Here is a 17,012-nt window from a genome sequence, read left to right on the forward strand (position 1 = left end):
CAATGCACGCCTATCGTACCCACACTTGCGCCGATCTTCGCGCCGCCAACGTTGGCGAGGACGTCCGCCTTTCGGGCTGGGTGCACCGGACGCGCGAGCATGCGAACGTGCTCTTCGTCGACCTTCGCGACCATTATGGCATTACCCAGATCGTGGTGGAGACCGGCTCGGACCTTTATCCCACGGTCAATGGCGTCGGCCCCGAGTCCGTCCTGACCTTTACCGGCAAGGTCGCGGCGCGCTCGCCCGAGACGCTCAACCCGAAGCTCGCGACCGGCGAGATCGAGATCTATCCGACCGCGGTGACTGTCCAGTCGGCCGCCGAGCGCCTGCCGCTGCCGGTGTTCGGCGAGGCCGAATATCCCGAGGAAATCCGTCTCACCAACCGCTTCCTCGACCTCCGCCGCGAACGGCTGCACAAGAATATCGTGCTGCGCTCGAACGTGATTTCGTCGCTGCGCCGCCGGATGATCGACCAGGGCTTCACCGAGTTCCAGACCCCGATCCTGACCGCGAGCAGCCCCGAGGGCGCGCGCGACTATCTGGTGCCCAGCCGCGTCCATCCCGGCAAATTCTATGCGCTGCCGCAGGCGCCGCAGATGTTCAAGCAACTGCTGATGGTCGCGGGCTTCGACCGCTATTTCCAGATCGCGCCCTGCTTCCGCGACGAGGACGCGCGCGCCGACCGCTCGCCCGGCGAATTCTACCAGCTCGATTTCGAAATGAGCTTCGTCACGCAGGACGACGTCTTCGCCGCGATCGAGCCCGTCCTGCACGGTGTGTTCGAGGAATTCGCCGATTTCGACGGCAAGGGCCGCACCGTGTCGCCGCTGCCGTTCAAGCGCATCCCCTACCGCGAGTCGATGCTGAAGTACGGCAGCGACAAGCCCGATCTGCGCAACCCGCTGCTCGTCCATGACGTGGGCGATTTCTTCAAGGGTTCGGGCTTCGGCCGCTTCGCATCGATGGTCGAGGAAGGGCAGGTCGTCCGCGCCGTCGCCGCCCCCGAAACGCACGAGAAGAGCCGCAAATTCTTCGACGAGATGAACAGCTGGGCGCAGTCGGAAGGCTTCCCCGGCCTCGGCTATGCGACGCAGAAGGACGGCGTGTTCGGCGGCCCGATCGCCAACAACCACGGCCAGGAGGGCATGAAGGCGATCGCCGACGCGATGGGCCTCGGCCCCAACGACGGCATCTTCTTCGCCGCGGGCGTCGAGGCGAAGGCCGCGAAGCTCGCCGGCCTCGCCCGCACGCGCGTCGCCGAACAGCTGGACCTCATCGACAAGAGCCGCTTCGAATTCTGCTGGATCGTCGATTTCCCGATGTTCGAGGCCGACGAAGAGACCGGCAAGATCGATTTCAGTCACAACCCCTTCTCGATGCCGCAGGGCGAGATGGAGGCGCTCACGACCAAGGATCCGCTCGATATCCTCGCCTATCAGTATGACATCGTCTGCAACGGCGTCGAACTGTCGTCGGGCGCGATCCGGAATCATCGCCCCGACATCATGTACAAGGCTTTTGAAATTGCCGGTTACAGCCAGCAGGACGTCGACACGAACTTTGCAGGCATGATCAACGCCTTCAAGTTCGGCGCCCCGCCGCACGGCGGTTCGGCGCCGGGTGTCGACCGCATCGTGATGCTGCTCGCCGACGAGCCGAACATCCGCGAAGTGATCGTCTTCCCGATGACGCAGAAGGCCGAGGATCTGATGATGGGTGCCCCCGCGCCGGTCAGCGAAAAGCAGCTCAAGGAACTGCATATCCGCTTGGTGGATGGTCCGAAGAACTGATCCTTGGATAACGGCCGGTCTCGCTTTTCTCATCATCCCGGCGCAGGCCGGGATCTCGCCGCTGCGGCGGAACGAGATGGCGAGATCCCGGCCCGCGCCGGGATGACAATCTGAATGGAGCAGCCACGCGAGCACCGGCAGGCGACGCCGGAAGGCGAAATCTGCTGGTTCGAATGGGGTCGGCGGGGCGAGGGCCCTTCGTTCCTCCTGCTCCACGCAACGGGCTTTCACGCGCGGCTATGGGATCAGGTGGTCGCCGCGCTTCCCGATAGCACACATGTTATCGCCCCCGATCACCGCGGCCATGGGCGCAGCTACAAACCCGCCTCGCTGTCCGACTGGGCGGCGACATCGGACGCGTTGCTGCCACTGGTCGATCGCTTCGCCGGTACGCCGCTCGTCGGCTGCGGGCACAGCATGGGCAGCTATGTGCTGAGCCGCCTCGCGGCAGAGCGCCCCGACGCGTTCCGGCACATCTTCCTGATCGACCCGGTGATAATGGATCCGGTCTTCTACGCGCACGCCGCGGGCGAGCCGGTCCCCGACCCGTCCGAACACCCCGTCGCCCGTCGCCGCAACCGCTGGGACGGCTGGGAGGCGATGCTCGCAAGCTTTGCAGAGCGGCCGCCCTATGCCTACTGGCAGCCTGAAGTCCTCGCCGACTATTGCCGATACGGCCTGCTCCCCGCCGCCGACGGAGAGGGATGGGAGCTCGCCTGCCCGCCGCGGCTCGAAGCATCGGTCTACCTCGGCGCCGCGCACACCGATCCCTATGCCTGGCTCGGCCGCATCGCCGCGCCGTCGACCGTCATCCGCGCGAAAAGCGGCGAGCGCGCGAACAATCTCGATTTCTCGGTGAGCCCGTCGTGGCCGGGGCTCGGTGCGCAGCTGGGTTCGGTGCGTGACGAGCAATGGGCTGAGCTCAGCCATTTCATCCCGATGGAAGCGCCGCGGCGCATCGCAGACCTGATTGCAACCGCGCTTTGACAGTCCCGCGGGGCTGCGATAGCCCACGCCGGGGTCGAACATCGGGGGGTGATTCATGCTGCGTGCGTTGTTGGCTGCGACTGCCCTGTCTCTCGCGATCCCGGCGGCCGCCGAGACGCTGCCCATCGCTGGCAGCGACCCTGCGACGGCAAATGTCAACGACCTGCTCCGCGTCGCCGTCGAACGCTTCGAGGGCGCGGACGGCGCAGCGGTTGCGCAGCATCTGGAAGCCGCGCTCGGCGAGGCCCGCTTCGACGGCCGCTCCTATTATCGCATCGTCGCGCCGGAATCGGGGGCGCCGATCGACGGCCTCGTCACCGGTACGACGCGCGCCAGCGTCGACGAGGTGCCCGTGACCGAGAAGCGCAAGAAATGCACCGAATATGATCCGGCCGACAAGAAGAAGTGCGTAACGGAGGTCGATGTCGACATCCGGTGCCGGCGCCGCACGATCACCGTCGCGACGACCGCGCGGCTCGTCGCGATCAAGGATGGCTCGATCCGCTATACGCGCCCGCTCAGCGCGCGTGACCAGCAGACCTGGTGCCCCGACCGTGCCGCGTCGCGTACCGCCGACGATTATATCGAATGGGCCGAGCGCGACCAGGTGCAGGCGATCCGCCGCGATCTGGCGCCGACGGGCTATGCGATCGACGTCCGCGTCGACGAAAATCGCAAGGGGCTCGGCAAGCCCGCGGCCGATGCCTTCAAGGAGGCGATCCGCCTGACCAAGAGCGATCCCGCCGCGGCCTGCGAAACATGGGCCCGCCTGACGCGCGACGCCGAGCCGACCGCCGCGCTCGCCTTCAACCTCGGCCTCTGCGCCGAGATGGGCGGCGATTTCGCCGCCGCGGTGGACTGGTACGGCGAGGCGCAGCGGCTGGGGTCGAAGAACCGCGATATCGGCGAAGGCATCGCGCGGATCGACCGGCACCGCCGCGCGCTCGCCGACTGGGATGCACGCAAGCGGCTGATGGGCGTCGACTAACCGGGGTTTGTGCCGGAAACGGACACATCGCGCGCTTGGTCGATCGCCGCCGCTTGGCTAGGATAAGGCCATGACCATCCAGCTCTCCGACTATGAAACCGGCGCCAAATATGCGGGCGACTATGCCAAGGACGTCGCGCTGCTCGAGGCGCGGCTCGAACGGGTGCAGGCAGCGCACATCACCCACGGCCAGCGCAGCGTCATCATGCTCGAGGGCTGGGATGCGGCGGGGAAGGGCGGGATCATCCAGCGCCTGACAGCGTCGCTCGACCCCCGCTATTTCGAGGTGTGGCCGATTGCGGCGCCGAACGAAGAGGAAAAGGCGCGGCATTTTCTGTGGCGTTTCTGGAAGCGCCTGCCGGGCAACCGCGAAATATCGATCTTCGACCGCAGTTGGTACGGCCGCGTCCTTGTCGAGCGCGTCGAGGGCTATGCGAGCGAGGCCGAGTGGCGCAAGGGTTATGACGAGATCAACGAGTTCGAGGCGCAACTGACCGGCAGCCATACCAATCTGGTCAAGCTGTTCGTCCACGTCACGCAGGAGGAACAGGACAAACGCTTCGCCGACCGGCTCAACGATCCGTGGAAGCGGTGGAAGACCGGCGCCGACGACTATCGCAACCGCTCGAAACGCAAGCAATATCTGGCGGCGATGGAGGATATGTTCCAGCAGACCGACACGCGCTGGGCGCCGTGGACGGTCATCGACGGGAACAACAAGAAGGCGGCGCGCATCGCAGCGATGAGGCATGTCATCGAGACGCTGGAGGCGGCGGTGCCGATGACCCCGCCCGATCTCGACCCCGCGGTGGTCAAGCTCGCGCACAAGGCGTTCGGCTATTCGCCGAAAAACTAGGTTTACCGGCCGCCGCGCCTAGCCAATCGGCGCCCCCGTTGCTACATGGGGTGGAATGAGCCGCGCCAAGAGATCCGACGACTGGGGTTTTCCCCGCTGGCGCCCCTATGGCTCGTCGCGCGAGACGCAGAAGGTCCGCCTGTGCGACCGTCACGGTTGCACCAATCCCGGCAACTGCCCCGCGCCCAAGTCGCCGAACAGCCCCGAACGCTGGTATTTCTGCGAGGCGCACGCCGCCGAATATAATCGCGGCTGGGACTATTTCGCCGGCCTTTCCGCCGAAGACGCCGCGGCGCGCGCCGCCGAAGAGGCGCAGGGCGCCCGCAGCTACGCCCGCGCACAGCATTATGCCTGGGGCGGATCGGGCGACGGTAGCCGCAGCGCCGACGAGATGCGCGCGCTCGAACTCCTCGGCCTCGACCCCGACGCCGATTTCGACGCGACGAAGAAGGCGTGGCGCGCCTATGCCAAGGAATGCCATCCTGACGTGAACCCGGGCGATGCCGAAGCCGCGAAGCGCTTCGCGGCAGGGCAGGCTGCGTTCGAGGTGCTCAAACAGGCCGAAGAGCGGAAGAGCTGGAAGCCGGCGTAACCGAGCGATGGTTTCGACGCCCGAATGGTGGCCAACGCAAGGCTTGGTGGGCGGCCTGTGCATCCAAGTCGTCGACGGCCGCTGGGATACGGCAGTGGGCGCTGGCTTGGCATTCAATGAGGCGGCATTCGATCTGATCGAACCTCATATCTCGGCATCTTGCGCCGGATGGTCGCCCGAGCGTCGATATGGCGTGTTCGAACTTTCGTCGAAATGTCGAACAGAGATGTCGGTCGCGCTCCGCCACTCGGGGCATCCGGTCTTCGACAAATTATCCGTCCAGGGCCGACTATTCTCTGAATTTGCTGACTGGCTTGAACGGAGGCCAGATGCGCGTCAAATCGTTTCGATTCTCGGCATTTGAGCCCTGTCGGCTCTAATTGTAGATACACCCATCCAGCCCATCGCGCCGTACGATTCCGATCCGCGCGCGGATCGAATTGCCATAGCGTCGCGTGAAGCCCGACGGGCTCACCGCCTCGCGCTTCTTCGGCAGCGGCAGGATCGCGGCGATCCGTGCGGCCTCCGGCGGGGTCAGCTTGCTGGCGCCATGCTTGAAATAACGCTGCGCACCGGCCTCGACCCCATAGGTGCCCAGCCCCGTCTCGGCGACGTTGAGGTACACCTCCATGATCCGCCGCTTGCCCCATATCTTCTCGATCAGGAAGGTGAACCACACCTCGGGCACCTTGCGGATATAGCGCGTCCAGCCGCTGCCCTGCCACAGGAAGACATTTTTCGCGGTCTGCTGGCTGATCGTCGACCCGCCGCGTATCCGCTTGCCCTTGGCGTTGCGCTCGATCGCCTGTTCGATCGCCGCGCGGTCGAAGCCGTCGTGGCTGCAGAACTTGCCGTCCTCGGCGGCGATCGCGGCGCGCACCATGTTGCGGTCGATGTTCGACAGGCTGGTCCAGTCCTTGGTGATGCCGTTGCCGTCGGTCAGCATCGTGATCGTCACCGGCGGCGGCACGACAGCATAGATCAGCACCCAGACGACCGAGATCGCGATGAACCAGAGCAGCCATTTGATGGGCCGCAGATACCAGGGGAGCTTGCGCGTCTTCGCGCGGGACTTCGTTGCCATGCGGGCAAATTAGCCGCTAGCGAGGTGGTGGCAAGCGGGCACGGCATATAATAATCGTCACCCCGGACTTGATCCGGGGTCCATTTTGCGGCGTCGCAGTGGACCCCGGATCAAGTCCGGGGTGACGAAGAAAATACAGCGGCTATGCGTTGACCAGTCGCCGGTCGCCCGCCAGCTTGAGCATCGCCTTCTGCAGCTTCTCGAAGGCGCGCACTTCGATCTGGCGCACGCGTTCGCGGCTGACGTCATAGACCTGGCTCAGATCCTCGAGCGTCTTCGGATCGTCGGTCAGGCGGCGTTCGGTCAGGATATGGCGTTCGCGCTCGTTGAGCGTCGCCAGCGCTTCGGTCAGCAGCTCGTGCCGCACGTCGCGTTCCTCGGCCTCGGCCACGCGTTCGTCCTGCAGCGGACCATCGTCGCCAAGCAGATCCTGCCACTGGCTGTCGCCGTCCTCGCCCATCGGGACGTTGAGCGAGGTGTCGCCGCCCATCGCCATGCGGCGGTTCATGCTGACGACCTCGTCCTCGGTGACGCCCAGATCCTTGGCGATCTTCGCCACATGCTCGGGGCTGAGGTCGCCGTCCTCGAACGCGTCGAGGCTGTTCTTCATCCGGCGCAGATTGAAGAACAGCTTCTTCTGCGCCGCGGTGGTGCCCATCTTCACGAGGCTCCACGACCGCAGGATGAATTCCTGGATCGAGGCGCGGATCCACCACATTGCATAGGTGGCGAGGCGGAAGCCGCGTTCGGGATCGAACTTCTTCACACCCTGCATCAGGCCGATATTGCCCTCGCTGATCAGCTCGCTGACCGGCAGGCCATAGCCGCGATAGCCCATCGCGATCTTCGCGACGAGGCGGAGGTGCGAAGTGACGAGCTGCGCCGCAGCTTCATTGTCGCCATGCTCCTGAAAGCGCTTCGCGAGCATATACTCCTGCTCGGGCGTCAGCAGCGGAAATTTGCGGATTTCGGCCAGATAGCGGTTCAGGCTCGCCTCACCGCCGAGCGCGGGCACCACTGCCGGAACATTGCTTTTGTTAGCCATGGAGAGTGTCTTCCCTAAAACCTGAAATCATTCTGCCCCGGTTGGGTCCAGCGGTCAAAATAGATTTTCATTCGAAACTTAAACGCGCAGTTCATCGATCAGTTCCCGCATGTCCGCTGGGAGTTCGCTGTCGAGCGCGATGCTGTTACCGGTCACCGGATGAATAAAGCCCAAATGCGCCGCGTGCAACGCCTGACGCGTAAAATTACGGGCTTTTAATGTGTCCGACAGCGGCTTTTTGGCGCGGCCATAGACCGGGTCGCCGACCAGCGGATGGCCGATATGCGCCATATGGACGCGCACCTGATGCGTGCGGCCGGTTTCCAGTCGGCATTCGACCAATGTCGCATTCTTCAGCGGTTCGATCGTCCGGTAATGGGTGATCGCATGTTTGCCGCGCCCTTCGGCCACCACCGCCATCTTCTTGCGGTTGGTGCTCGACCGCCCGAGCGCCGCGTTGACGGTGCCGTTCGGCGGGATCGGGCGGCCGGTCGCGAGAGCCAGGTAGCGGCGGTCGATGCTGTGCGCCGCGAACTGCTTCGCCAGGCCTTCGTGCGCCTTGTCGTGCTTCGCGGCGACGATCAGCCCGCTGGTATCCTTGTCGATGCGGTGGACGATGCCGGGACGCGCGACGCCGCCGACCCCCGACAATTGTCCCGCGCAATGGTGGAGCAGCGCATTGACCATCGTCCCGTCGAGATTGCCCGCGGCGGGGTGGACGACCATCCCCGCAGGCTTGTCGACGACGATCAGATGCTCGTCCTCAAATGCGATGACGAGGTCCATATCCTGCGCGACATTATGCGCCGGGGCGGGGGCGGGCAGACGGACCGCGAGCGTCGCAGCCGCGGCCTTCGCCGACGGATCCCACAGCACTGCGCCCGACGCGTCCGAAACGCGGCCACCCTTGATCAGCGTCTTCAATCGCTCGCGTGAAAGATCGGGGAGCGCCTCGGCCAGCGCCCGGTCGAGCCGCAGCCCGGCCGCGCTGTCTGCAAGCGTCACGGTCAGTATTTCGTCGTCCCCCAACATTGCTCGCGATATGGGAGCGGGGCGCCGAATTTCAAGGTGAAGGGGATGCCCCTTGCCCTTAACCATGTCCCTGCCTTAGGGAGCAGGCGCGAGCCGGAAAGGTCCGGTCTGCGGGGAGTGATCCATGTCCGACGACCGCGTCGATTTCGCGTCCATGCTGGCCTCGCGGCTATGCCATGATCTCTTGAGCCCCGTCGGCGCCTTCGCCAACGGACTCGAACTGCTGGCCGACGAAAAAGACCCGGAGATGCGGGCGCGCTGCATCGAGCTGCTCGAACAGAGCGCGCGGACCTCGGCGAACAAGCTCAAATTCTTTCGCCTCGCCTTCGGGTCGGCGGGCGGTTTCGGCGAACTGGTTCCCGCCGACGAGGCGAAGTCTGCGATCCAGGGCATCATCGGCGACCGCGCGATCGACCTCAACTGGATGATCGGGACCGATCCGCTGCCCAAGCCCGCGGTGAAGATCATCCTCAACCTGTCGCTCCTTCTCGTCGATGCGCTGGTGCGCGGCGGCCGGCTCGATATCGGCTGCGAAAATCAGGGAGAGGGCATCGAGATTGCGCTGCACGTCGAGGCCGAGCGCATCTTCCTCGACGCCGATGTCGAACGCATCCTTGCCGAAGGGGAGGGCGCCAGCGCGATGACCTCGCGCACCGCGCCCGCGGTGCTCGTGCAGGCGGTGGCGAGGCAGAATGGCGGCACGGTGATGCTGGCGCGCGAGACACCGACCACGCTGCTTGTCGGCGCGGTGCTCAAGGGTCGCTGATCGCGCTCGCGTAGCGGCGCAATTTCCTTGCACATTCTCCCCTAAACAAACCCTCCATTAACCATTGTCCGGCAATGGTGAGCCCGGGATTTTGGGGCGCACCGACACCGCAATGGACGACCTGCTGAACGATTTTCTGGCCGAAACGGCCGAAATCCTTGCCGAAGCCGGCGGGGCGCTGGTCGCGTGGGAAGCCGATCCGGCCGACCGCGCGCAGCTCGACGCGATTTTCCGTCTCGTCCACACGATCAAGGGCAGCTCGGGATTCCTCGCGCTGCCGCGCGTCACCGCGCTGGCGCACGCCGCCGAGGATGCGCTCGATCAGGTCCGGCGCGGCAACCGCCCGGCCAACGCCGCGCTCGTCACCGGCGTGCTCGGCATCGTTGACCGGCTGTCGCAGCTTTGCGCTACGCTCGGCAGCAAGGGCGCCGAACCGGCGGGCGACGACAGCGATGTGATCGGTGCGCTTGCTGCGGCGGAGGACATGTCCGAAGCGCCGGCCGAACCGGCAGAAATCCAGCTTCGCCGCGACGACGACATCGTCACCGACCTGCAGGGCTGGCGCTCGATCCGCGTCCCGCTGCCGCTGCTCGACAGCGTGATGACCGGGGTCACCGATATCGTCCTCGCGCGCAACGAATTCGCGCGGATGCTCCGCGAATCGGGCGCCGATCCCGCGCTGATCGCGGCGTTCGACCGCTTGTCCGACTCGATCGCCGGGATGCGCCAGTCGGTCAGCCAGATGCGGATGCAGCGGATCGACAAATTGTTCGCGCCGCTGCCGCGCATCGTTCGCGATCTCGCGCAGGATCTCGGCAAGAAGGTCCGCTTTGCAACCAGCGGCGGCGAGGTCGAGCTCGACCGCGAAATGATGGAGAATATCCGCGACCCGCTGATCCACATCGTGCGCAACGCGATCGACCACGGGGTCGAGGCGCTCGACGGGCGCGTCGCGGCGGGCAAGGACGTGACCGCGACCATCGCGGTCTCGGCGCGCCAGTCGGGCAACCAGATCGAAATCGAGGTGCGCGACGACGGCCGCGGCCTGTCGCCCGACGCGCTGGTGCAAAAGGCGATCTCGGCGCGCATCCTGTCGGCGGCCGACGCGCGCGCGCTGACGCCCCGCGAAAAGCTCGAGCTCATCTTTCGCCCCGGCTTTTCGACTGCCGCCAAGATCACCTCGATCTCGGGGCGCGGCGTCGGCATGGATATCGTCAAGGCGAATGTCGAAAAGATCGGCGGTCTCGTCGAACTGCGCAACGACGAGGGCAGGGGCCTTGCCGTCGTGCTGCGCGTGCCGATGACGCTGACGATCATCTCGGGGCTCATGGTCCGCGCGGCGGGGCAATATTTCGCGATCCCGCGCGGCGCGGTGCGCGAAATCCTGCTCGAAACGAGCGACACGGTCCGCATCGAACGCGTTGGCGGCGGCGAGATCGTGACCGTGCGCGGCGAGCAATTCCCGTTGCTCCGCCTCGAAACGATTCTCGGCCGCACGCGCGATCACCGCGACGATGTCGAGGACCGCGCGCTCGTGCTCGTCCGGCCGGGACAGGGGCAGAGCTATGCCCTCAGCGTCGCGGCGATCCACGATCACGAGGAACTCGTGATCAAGCCCGCCGCGCCGATGATCATGGCGACCGGCCTCTATGCCGGCACCACCTTGCCCGACAACGGGCGCCCGGTGCTGTTGCTCGACGTACAGGGAATCCTCGCCGCTGCCGCGATCGACGCGTCGGAGGCGGGCCGCAGCCTCGATCATGCCGTCGAGGCCGAAGCGGCCGCGGCGGCCGCGCGCAACGCCGCGCAGCTACTCTTGTTCCGCGATATCGGCGGCCGCACGCGCGGCATCCGCCTGTCGGTGATCGAGCGCGTCGAGGAAGTGCCGGCGCTCGCGCTGTTCGAAAGCGCGGGGCAGATCCAGGCGCAGATCGGCGACGACATCTTCCCCGTTCACGCGGCGAAACTCCCCGAGGGGCATGGCACGCTCAAGCTGCTGCGCCTCAACGACGGGCAGATGGTGCTTTGCTATCCGATCGAGGAGGTGGTCGATATCGTCCGCCTGCCCGACACGGTCCAGCCCGCTGCGGCGCCGGGGCTGGTCGCGGGCATTGCGCTCGTCGCGGGCGATCCGGTCGAGCTGGTCGATCCCTTCTGGCTGATGGAGCAATATGCGCGCGGTGCGGTCGCGCCCGCCGCGCGCCAGCCCATTTGCCGCATTGCCGACGATCACGACGGCTGGGGCGACAATTTCCTCGCCCCGATCCTGCAGAGTGCGGGTTATCGCGTCGTTGCCGAGACCTCCGGCGAAACCGCCGACGTCATGCTGTGTCTGACCGACGAAGGCGCGGCGCGGGCCGGCGATGGCGATGTGCCGGTGATCCGTCTCCGCGCCTCGGCCGCGGCGGCCGGGCCCGATGACGAGACCGTCTATCGCTATGACCGCGGTGCGCTGCTCGATGCGCTGCGTCGCCGGACCGGGGGAGCGGGCGCATGATGGACAAGCTCTACCTCGTCGCGCGGATCGCCGACACGCGCGTCGCGCTGCGCAGCCGCGCGATCAATTCGGTCGTCACCGTCGGCACCCCGGTCGAGGTGCCCGCCGCGCCGCCGCATGTCGCGGGGCTGTTCGCGCTGCGCAGCCGGGTCTTCACGCTGATCGACCCGCATGTCGTCGTCGGCCTGCCGTCGGTGCCGGTTGCACCCGGTCAGCGCGTCGTCGTCGTCGATGTCGCCGAACATGGCTATGCGCTCCTTGCCGACGAGATCGAGGATGTCTGTTTCATCGACGCGCCCGAAACGCGGATCACCGGGAAACTGATGCCCGGCTGGGCGCGCGTCGCCGATGCGATGATCGAGCATGAGGGGCATTCGCTCCTCGTCGTCGATCCGTCGCATTTCATCACCTTGCCCGCCCAGCGCGCGGCATAAGTTAACTAGCTGAATACTCCTTCAGGTTAGCATGGCGCGAAACCGGGGTGCGGAGGTCCTAATGTCGAAGTCTTGTCTGGTCGTCGATGACAGCAAAGTCATCCGTAAGGTCGCCCGGCATATTCTTGAATCGATGGAATTTTCTGTCGATGAGGCGGCCGACGGGCAGGAGGCGCTGACCTTTTGCCGCGCGAACCGTCCCGACGTGATTCTGCTCGACTGGAACATGCCGGTGATGAGCGGGATGGAATTCCTCACCGCGTTCAACGACCTCGACTATGGCTTCGACGAGCGTCCGCGCGTCGTCTTCTGCACGACCGAGAACAGCATCGACCATATCCGCGCCGCGATCGAGGCGGGCGCGGACGAATATGTGATGAAGCCGTTCGACCGCGAAACGCTCGAGGGAAAGCTGCAGCTCGTCGGCGTGGCGTGAGGCGGCGGCGATGGGACGGCCTGCCCCCCTGATGTCAAACCCGGCGGGAGACGACCTTCCCGTCGGTCGCCGCGTCCGCGTGATGCTGGTCGACGACAGCCTTGTCGTCCGGTCCATTCTCGAGCGCATCGTCGAGAGCACGCCGGGGCTTCAGGTCTGCGCATCGGTCGCCTCGGCGCATGATGCGCTGGCGTTCCTTGCGTCGGAGCCCGTAGATGTCGTTGTGCTCGACATCGAAATGCCCGGCATGAACGGCATCGACGCGCTGCCGCACATATTGGAGCGCGCCGCCAATGCGCGCGTGCTGATCCTTTCGTCGAACTGCGTCGAAGGCGGCCCCGCCGCGATCGAGGCGCTCGCGCTCGGCGCCAGCGACACGCTCGCCAAGCCTGGACGCGGCAGCTTTTCGGGGCGCTTCGCCGAGGTGCTCACCGAACGCATCCTCTCGCTCGGCCAGCGTCAGGCGATTCCCGCCGCGACGCGTGTCGGCTATCGCCCGCCCGCACCCCCCGCACCGGTCGTGGTCGATGCCGACCAGTCGCTCGAATGCATCGCGGTCGCGGCGTCGACCGGTGGAATTCCGGCGTTTGCCAATTTTATCACCCACCTCGACCCGCGCGTCACCGCGCCGATCCTGCTGACCCAGCACCTGCCCGACGCGTTCATGGAATTCTACGCCAAGCAGATCGCGACGATGACGGGACGCAAGGTGTGCGTGGCCGCGGCGGGCATGGCGGTCGAGGCGAACCGCATCTATCTCGCGCCCGGCGACGCGCATCTGATGGTTGTCGCGAACGGCGCGCGCCGTGAAATCGCGCTCGACCGCCGGCCGGTCGAGAACGGCTGCTGCCCCTCCGCCGATCCTATGCTCGCGTCGGTCGCCGACGTTTACGGCAAGGGCGGGGTGGCGGTGGTGCTCAGCGGCATGGGCCGCGACGGCGCGAACGGCGCCGAGCGTCTGAAATCGGCAGGCGGCACGATCTTCGCGCAGGCGCCCGAAAGCTGCGTGATCTGGGGGATGCCCGGCGCGGTTGCCAAGGCGGGGCTCGCGACCGCTACGCTAAACCCCGACGCGATCGCGTTGATGCTCGGCAGCTTCCTTGCCGGACGCCGCGCGTCATGATGGGCGGCTCGGCAAGCGAGTCCGCGTATCGCGTGCTGATGGGCGTGCTCGAATCGCGGACCGGGCAGACGCTGTCGCCGAACCGCATCTGGCGGATCGAAATGTCGCTGAAGCCGGTGATGCAGCGTCACGGTATCGCCGACCTCGACGCGCTCGTCGCGGCGCTCGTCACCTCGAACAGCCGCCAGTTGCTCGACGATACCGTCGATGCCATGCTCAATAACGAAACATATTTTTATCGTGAACACAGTGTGTTCGACGATATAGCTTCCAATGCGCTCGAACATCTTCGGCAGATCAATGCACGCCAGCGCCGGCTCACTATCTGGCATTGCGGCGTTTCGACCGGGCAGGAAGCCTATTCGATGGCGATGCTGCTCGCCGAGCATGACATGAAATGGGCGGGCTGGCAGATCGATATCGTCGGTACCGACGTCAGCTATCATGCGATCGGCCGCGCGCGCGTTGGCCTGTATAGCCAGTTCGAGATCCAGCGCGGGCTGCCGGTCCAGCGCATGGTGCGCTGGTTCGACCAGACCGAGGGGGGGTGGCTCGCCAAGGCCGACCTGCGTCGCCGGATCGATTTCTCGGTGCAGAATATGCTTACCGACCGTCCGCCGCTCGCGGGCACCGCCGACCTGATCTTCTGCCGCAATCTCCTGCTCTATTTTTCGGCCGACATGCGGAAAAAGGCGTTCGCGAAACTGCGCGCGATGGCGGCGCCGCAAAGCTTCCTTGTCCTCGGTGCGGGTGAGACGGTGCTCGGCCAGACCGACCAGTTCGTCGCGAGTCCCCGGCTTCGCGGCTTGTACGAGCCCGCCGACCAGCAGGTGCGCCGCCCCGGCATCTCGCCCTCGATCGCTGCCTGACCTTGCTTTTTGCGCCTTGGTGGCGCAAGCGAAGCGCTGGGCTGGGCAAGGACGGACCGCGACACGCATGAGCGATTTTATCGAACGCTGGTCTCCCAATTTCGACGAGCGTTCGCTGCCCATTTCGATGATCGTGCTTCACTATACCGGCATGAGGACCGGCGCCGAAGCCCTTGATCGGCTTGCGGATCCCGAGGCCAAGGTGTCGGCGCACTATGTCGTCAGCGAGGACGGGCAGATCACCCACATGGTGCCCGAGGAGAAGCGCGCCTGGCACGCCGGAAAATCGCACTGGCGCGGGGTCAGCGACATCAATTCGGCGAGCGTCGGGATCGAGATCGTCAATCCGGGGCATGAATTCGGCTATGTGCCCTTTCCCGACCCGCAGGTCGCGTCGGTCGTCCGCCTCGTGCATATGATCAAGGATCGCCATTCGATCACCCGCGGCAATGTCGTCGGCCATTCGGACATCGCGCCGACGCGCAAGCAGGATCCGGGCGAGCTCTTTCCGTGGGAGGAACTCGCGCGCCGCCGTCTTGCGCTGCCGCGCCCGACCAAGAAACTGACCGATCCGCTGTGGACCGACGCGGGCTTCCTGCTCGCGCTCGAACGCTTCGGTTATGACGTGACCGACGGCTTCGCGGCGACCGTCGCCTTCCAGCGCCGCTTCCGGCCCGAGCTGATCGACGGGACGATCGACGGCGAATGCCGTGCAATCCTGCTCGCGCTGCTGCTGCCGCAGCCCGAGGGCGGTTGATCGGCCGTTAGCGACCGGAAGGTGACATTTCCAGCATCGTCATCCTGAACTTGTTTCAGGATCCATGGTCCGTCGCCTCCTTCACCGCAGCGGCCGATGAAAGGTCAGCCCATGGATGCTGAAACAAGTTCAGCATGACGAGAATTGAAAGGCTGGAAACCACCCCAAAACAGCCCTTCCGTACAATCCCTCGCAATGCCCCTTCATTCGCGCTATAACGCTCCCAGCCAGAGGGTCGGGCGATCGCCGCCGCGCGAGCGGGGGAGGAAAGTCCGGGCTCCACGGAAACCACGGTGCCGGATAACGTCCGGCGGCCCCGGGCAACCGGGGTCAGGGAAAGTGCCACAGAGAGCAGACCGCCAAAGGCTTCGGCCCGGCGAAAGGTGAAAGGGTGCGGTAAGAGCGCACCGCGCGGACGGTAACGGACGCGGCATGGCAAACCCCACCGGGAGCAAGGTCGAATAGGGATGGCACGAGGTAACTCAGGGCTGGTTCCGGCCCCGCCGTCCGGGTTGACTGCTTGAGCGTCCGGGCAACCGGCCGCCTAGAGGAATGATCGCCCATCCCCGGCAACGGGGTGGACAGAACCCGGCTTACAGACCCTCTGGCCTATCTCTCCCCATTCGATGCGCGGGAACCGCGCGCAGAGGGGCCGCGTTTGATGCGGACCAGAAGGGAGACGAACCATGCAAGTCGTCGATGACCATGTCGAGGTGACCGAGACCGAAGCGAGCGGCGGCGTGAAGGAACATGGCGTGCGCTACGTCCTTGCGATTTCGCTGTTGCTTGCGGTGGTGGTGCTGTCCGCAGTCTGGATCGTGCCGGCACTGCTCCAGCAATAACGCCGCCTATTTCGCCCGGGTCGCGCGGATCAGTTCCTCCTCGGGATCGGGCGTATCTTCCATATAGACGGTCGTGACGGGCCGTTTCGACTTGCGCGTGAACTGCTTGTCGTAGCTCGCGTCCTCACCCTTTCCGACGAGCTTCAGCTGCGACGCGACGACGTCGCCGGTTAGCAGGTTCCAGCTCATCTCGCTGCCGTCATGCGCCCAGGTCCGGCTGTAGAGCGTGGTATCGAGCCCGATCAGCCGCATCCTTGGAGGAGCCTTCGCCTTGTCGGCGCGGAAGCGATAGGTCGAGGCCAGCGCTGTCGTGCCTCCCGTGAGGTCTTTCACCACGAGTACGCCCTTGCTGATCGACAGCTCGGCGGGCCCGAGCGGGTCGGTCGCCAGCTTGGCGCTGCCCGCGGGATCATGTCCGAAATCGACCTCGGTGCGGTAGCTCAGGACGACATAAAGTGTCCGCGCGTCGGGGCTTGCGACCACGAACGCGGTATCGGGGTCGCCGTCGCCGTTGAGGTCGCCATCGACACGCGCCTCGATCTCTTCGCCGAGTTCGAGCCCGTCCCGCAATGTCTCGTCGGCAACCGCTGGTCTCGGCTCGGGCGCCGGCGCCGCGTGCGCGGTTCCGCCGAGCAGCAACGCAGCGATCAGGCCCAGGCTTCGCGTCATCTTCGTCTCCCTCGCGATCAGATTAGGGTCCTGACCCTAACATCGCGTAGCGGGCCGTCCAGCGACGCGGGGTGACGCGGCGCACAGTTCGACATGATTTGGGCTTTCCTACACTATTCCGCTGACCTACCCTTGCCTCCGGGGCCGCGTCGGCCGGTTGCGGGCTGGGGCCCGGGCGGGGCGCAAGAGGTGTGAATTGCGAGTGAAGTTGCGCGGTTTTCTGCGGTTTCGCTATTTACCGG

Annotated in this window: 18 protein-coding genes and 1 other RNA gene; 15 read left to right on the plus strand and 4 right to left on the minus strand. The window is 65.7% G+C overall.

Translation table 11 applies throughout. The features are described 5' to 3' along the window. The first annotated feature begins 2 nt into the window (after positions 1-2). The 6 genes from aspS (at position 3) to QOL68_RS03425 (ending at position 5,580) form a co-directional block, all read left to right on the plus strand. On the plus strand, positions 3-1,793 hold the full coding sequence (gene aspS / locus QOL68_RS03400) for an aspartate--tRNA ligase (protein ID WP_282946953.1): 1,791 nt from the start codon (positions 3-5) through the stop codon (positions 1,791-1,793). A 114-nt stretch (positions 1,794-1,907) separates the two neighbouring features. Further along, the gene (locus QOL68_RS03405; protein WP_282946955.1) at positions 1,908-2,780 is read left to right on the plus strand and encodes an alpha/beta fold hydrolase; all 873 of its coding nucleotides are present in this window, start codon (positions 1,908-1,910) and stop codon (positions 2,778-2,780) included. 55 nt (positions 2,781-2,835) lie between these two features. Next, on the plus strand, positions 2,836-3,768 hold the full coding sequence (locus QOL68_RS03410; RefSeq protein WP_282946957.1) for a hypothetical protein: 933 nt from the start codon (positions 2,836-2,838) through the stop codon (positions 3,766-3,768). A gap of 70 nt (positions 3,769-3,838) precedes the next feature. Continuing rightward, the gene (locus QOL68_RS03415) at positions 3,839-4,624 is read left to right on the plus strand and encodes a polyphosphate kinase 2 family protein (protein ID WP_204993144.1); all 786 of its coding nucleotides are present in this window, start codon (positions 3,839-3,841) and stop codon (positions 4,622-4,624) included. Between the two features lie 55 nt (positions 4,625-4,679). Next, positions 4,680-5,216 carry a J domain-containing protein gene (locus QOL68_RS03420; RefSeq protein WP_204993143.1) on the plus strand — a complete coding sequence of 179 codons (537 nt, stop codon included), beginning with the start codon at positions 4,680-4,682 and terminating at the stop codon, positions 5,214-5,216. A 7-nt stretch (positions 5,217-5,223) separates the two neighbouring features. Then, on the plus strand, positions 5,224-5,580 hold the full coding sequence (locus QOL68_RS03425) for a hypothetical protein (RefSeq protein ID WP_204993142.1): 357 nt from the start codon (positions 5,224-5,226) through the stop codon (positions 5,578-5,580). A 12-nt stretch (positions 5,581-5,592) separates the two neighbouring features. Here the strand turns inward: QOL68_RS03425 and mtgA are convergent, their stop codons facing one another. From mtgA to QOL68_RS03440, 3 genes are all read right to left on the minus strand, one after another. Beyond that, positions 5,593-6,300 (minus strand): monofunctional biosynthetic peptidoglycan transglycosylase, encoded by a 708-nt coding sequence (mtgA, locus tag QOL68_RS03430; RefSeq protein ID WP_282946962.1) that lies wholly within the window; start codon positions 6,298-6,300, stop codon positions 5,593-5,595. 142 nt (positions 6,301-6,442) lie between these two features. Then, positions 6,443-7,345, minus strand: coding sequence for an RNA polymerase sigma factor RpoH (gene rpoH, locus QOL68_RS03435; RefSeq protein ID WP_282946964.1), 903 nt, complete (start codon positions 7,343-7,345; stop codon positions 6,443-6,445). A 78-nt stretch (positions 7,346-7,423) separates the two neighbouring features. Next, positions 7,424-8,377: an RluA family pseudouridine synthase gene (locus tag QOL68_RS03440; RefSeq protein ID WP_058454432.1), complete on the minus strand. Its 954-nt coding sequence runs from the start codon at positions 8,375-8,377 to the stop codon at positions 7,424-7,426. Between the two features lie 124 nt (positions 8,378-8,501). Here QOL68_RS03440 and QOL68_RS03445 point away from each other — a divergent pair, with 124 nt between their 5' ends. The 9 genes from QOL68_RS03445 (at position 8,502) to QOL68_RS03485 (ending at position 16,101) form a co-directional block, all read left to right on the plus strand. Then, complete coding sequence (locus QOL68_RS03445; protein WP_058454431.1) at positions 8,502-9,143, plus strand: histidine phosphotransferase family protein; 642 nt, start codon at positions 8,502-8,504, stop codon at positions 9,141-9,143. A gap of 112 nt (positions 9,144-9,255) precedes the next feature. Then, positions 9,256-11,640: a chemotaxis protein CheA gene (locus QOL68_RS03450; protein WP_282946969.1), complete on the plus strand. Its 2,385-nt coding sequence runs from the start codon at positions 9,256-9,258 to the stop codon at positions 11,638-11,640. Then, a complete protein-coding gene (locus tag QOL68_RS03455) occupies positions 11,637-12,074 on the plus strand; it encodes a chemotaxis protein CheW (RefSeq protein ID WP_282946971.1) in 438 nt (145 codons plus the stop codon). Before QOL68_RS03450 ends, QOL68_RS03455 begins: the two co-directional genes overlap by 4 nt. 61 nt (positions 12,075-12,135) lie before the next feature. After that, positions 12,136-12,510 (plus strand): response regulator, encoded by a 375-nt coding sequence (locus QOL68_RS03460; RefSeq protein ID WP_058454428.1) that lies wholly within the window; start codon positions 12,136-12,138, stop codon positions 12,508-12,510. A gap of 10 nt (positions 12,511-12,520) precedes the next feature. Continuing rightward, positions 12,521-13,633 carry a chemotaxis-specific protein-glutamate methyltransferase CheB gene (cheB, locus tag QOL68_RS03465; protein ID WP_282946975.1) on the plus strand — a complete coding sequence of 371 codons (1,113 nt, stop codon included), beginning with the start codon at positions 12,521-12,523 and terminating at the stop codon, positions 13,631-13,633. Next, positions 13,630-14,502, plus strand: a complete 873-nt coding sequence (locus QOL68_RS03470; RefSeq protein ID WP_058454426.1) for a CheR family methyltransferase — start codon at positions 13,630-13,632, stop codon at positions 14,500-14,502. Before cheB ends, QOL68_RS03470 begins: the two co-directional genes overlap by 4 nt. Positions 14,503-14,569: 67 nt before the next feature. Beyond that, the gene (locus tag QOL68_RS03475; protein ID WP_282946977.1) at positions 14,570-15,259 is read left to right on the plus strand and encodes an N-acetylmuramoyl-L-alanine amidase; all 690 of its coding nucleotides are present in this window, start codon (positions 14,570-14,572) and stop codon (positions 15,257-15,259) included. 227 nt (positions 15,260-15,486) lie between these two features. Then, positions 15,487-15,871: RNase P RNA component class A (gene rnpB / locus QOL68_RS03480), an RNA gene on the plus strand. A 74-nt stretch (positions 15,872-15,945) separates the two neighbouring features. After that, positions 15,946-16,101 carry a hypothetical protein gene (locus QOL68_RS03485; RefSeq protein ID WP_167541754.1) on the plus strand — a complete coding sequence of 52 codons (156 nt, stop codon included), beginning with the start codon at positions 15,946-15,948 and terminating at the stop codon, positions 16,099-16,101. A 6-nt stretch (positions 16,102-16,107) separates the two neighbouring features. Here the strand turns inward: QOL68_RS03485 and QOL68_RS03490 are convergent, their stop codons facing one another. Further along, positions 16,108-16,770, minus strand: coding sequence for a hypothetical protein (locus QOL68_RS03490; protein ID WP_282946982.1), 663 nt, complete (start codon positions 16,768-16,770; stop codon positions 16,108-16,110). Between the last annotated feature and the right edge of the window lie 242 nt (positions 16,771-17,012).

Source organism: Sphingopyxis sp. Geo25 (assembly GCF_949769135.1).
Classification (GTDB): Bacteria; Pseudomonadota; Alphaproteobacteria; order Sphingomonadales; family Sphingomonadaceae; genus Sphingopyxis.

Coding starts and splice junctions, on each gene's coding strand:
- aspS (WP_282946953.1), top strand. CDS start 3: ATGCACGCCTATCGTACCCACACTTGCGCCGATCTTCGCGCCGCCAAC.
- QOL68_RS03405 (WP_282946955.1), top strand. CDS start 1,908: ATGGAGCAGCCACGCGAGCACCGGCAGGCGACGCCGGAAGGCGAAATC.
- QOL68_RS03410 (WP_282946957.1), top strand. CDS start 2,836: ATGCTGCGTGCGTTGTTGGCTGCGACTGCCCTGTCTCTCGCGATCCCG.
- QOL68_RS03415 (WP_204993144.1), top strand. CDS start 3,839: ATGACCATCCAGCTCTCCGACTATGAAACCGGCGCCAAATATGCGGGC.
- QOL68_RS03420 (WP_204993143.1), top strand. CDS start 4,680: ATGAGCCGCGCCAAGAGATCCGACGACTGGGGTTTTCCCCGCTGGCGC.
- QOL68_RS03425 (WP_204993142.1), top strand. CDS start 5,224: ATGGTTTCGACGCCCGAATGGTGGCCAACGCAAGGCTTGGTGGGCGGC.
- mtgA (WP_282946962.1), bottom strand. CDS start 6,300: ATGGCAACGAAGTCCCGCGCGAAGACGCGCAAGCTCCCCTGGTATCTG.
- rpoH (WP_282946964.1), bottom strand. CDS start 7,345: ATGGCTAACAAAAGCAATGTTCCGGCAGTGGTGCCCGCGCTCGGCGGT.
- QOL68_RS03440 (WP_058454432.1), bottom strand. CDS start 8,377: ATGTTGGGGGACGACGAAATACTGACCGTGACGCTTGCAGACAGCGCG.
- QOL68_RS03445 (WP_058454431.1), top strand. CDS start 8,502: ATGTCCGACGACCGCGTCGATTTCGCGTCCATGCTGGCCTCGCGGCTA.
- QOL68_RS03450 (WP_282946969.1), top strand. CDS start 9,256: ATGGACGACCTGCTGAACGATTTTCTGGCCGAAACGGCCGAAATCCTT.
- QOL68_RS03455 (WP_282946971.1), top strand. CDS start 11,637: ATGATGGACAAGCTCTACCTCGTCGCGCGGATCGCCGACACGCGCGTC.
- QOL68_RS03460 (WP_058454428.1), top strand. CDS start 12,136: ATGTCGAAGTCTTGTCTGGTCGTCGATGACAGCAAAGTCATCCGTAAG.
- cheB (WP_282946975.1), top strand. CDS start 12,521: ATGGGACGGCCTGCCCCCCTGATGTCAAACCCGGCGGGAGACGACCTT.
- QOL68_RS03470 (WP_058454426.1), top strand. CDS start 13,630: ATGATGGGCGGCTCGGCAAGCGAGTCCGCGTATCGCGTGCTGATGGGC.
- QOL68_RS03475 (WP_282946977.1), top strand. CDS start 14,570: ATGAGCGATTTTATCGAACGCTGGTCTCCCAATTTCGACGAGCGTTCG.
- QOL68_RS03485 (WP_167541754.1), top strand. CDS start 15,946: ATGCAAGTCGTCGATGACCATGTCGAGGTGACCGAGACCGAAGCGAGC.
- QOL68_RS03490 (WP_282946982.1), bottom strand. CDS start 16,770: ATGACGCGAAGCCTGGGCCTGATCGCTGCGTTGCTGCTCGGCGGAACC.